The organism is Companilactobacillus versmoldensis DSM 14857 = KCTC 3814 (assembly GCF_001434295.1).
Taxonomy (GTDB): Bacteria; Bacillota; Bacilli; order Lactobacillales; family Lactobacillaceae; genus Companilactobacillus; species Companilactobacillus versmoldensis.
The window spans coordinates 1-721 of record NZ_AZFA01000057.1 but is presented as its reverse complement, the minus strand read 5'-3'; the positions used below and the strand labels follow the sequence as shown (position 1 = coordinate 721).

Below are 721 nucleotides of genomic sequence, written 5' to 3'. Positions count from 1 at the left end.
CTTTACCATATTTTTTTCTAATAGTTAGACCCCTGAAAAGAGGAGTTAGTTCTTCTTTAATGGGTTTTATAACAAATTTATCGACGTTAGAGGGACTATTCCAGTAACTTTTGGGCATATCTAGTAATTCAAAAAAGTCTTCTTTAGAAAAATAAGCATATCCAGTGGTTCTGAACTGTTTTAGTAACCGAAACATTGTTTTTGCGTAACTACTTTTTAAATCTCTAAACTCTGCCAACGCATAACGAACCCAACTTTCAAGCTTGTTTAAAAGTGGTAAAGCACGTTCATAAACTTTTACGTCTACATAAGGTTCTTCTGCATCTCCATCAATTTTAAATTCTGTAAACAAAACAAAAAACTCTCGAGTTAATCCACTTTTACTTCGTCTACCAAAATGTAATCCCATCATTTTTTCATAAGTTCTCTGAATGTCATCTTCAAAACGGTTATTTGCAGTAGGTTTATAAGCACTTAGCTCTTTTAATTGATCAAAAGTAAAACGAATGGTCTGATCACTCTTATCACGCATACGAGAAATAATCGAAAAAAATAAATTCATTTCAACTGGAGTAAATTTTCGAAGTGGAATGGTATTTAACTCTGGATCATATTTAATAATTTCATTTCCCATGCTGTACCTCCTAATGATTACAAATTAATTTTAGATTATGTTTATCAAGTAGTCAACTTTATAACTCTACTTGATAAACAGACAAAA

1 protein-coding gene is annotated in these 721 nt (G+C 30.9%); it reads right to left on the bottom strand.

Translation table 11 applies throughout. The features are described from left to right. Window positions 1–634: replication initiation protein (locus tag FC27_RS11510; RefSeq protein ID WP_056938108.1), on the bottom strand; the 634-nt coding region annotated here is incomplete at its 3' end. Between the last annotated feature and the right edge of the window lie 87 nt (window positions 635–721).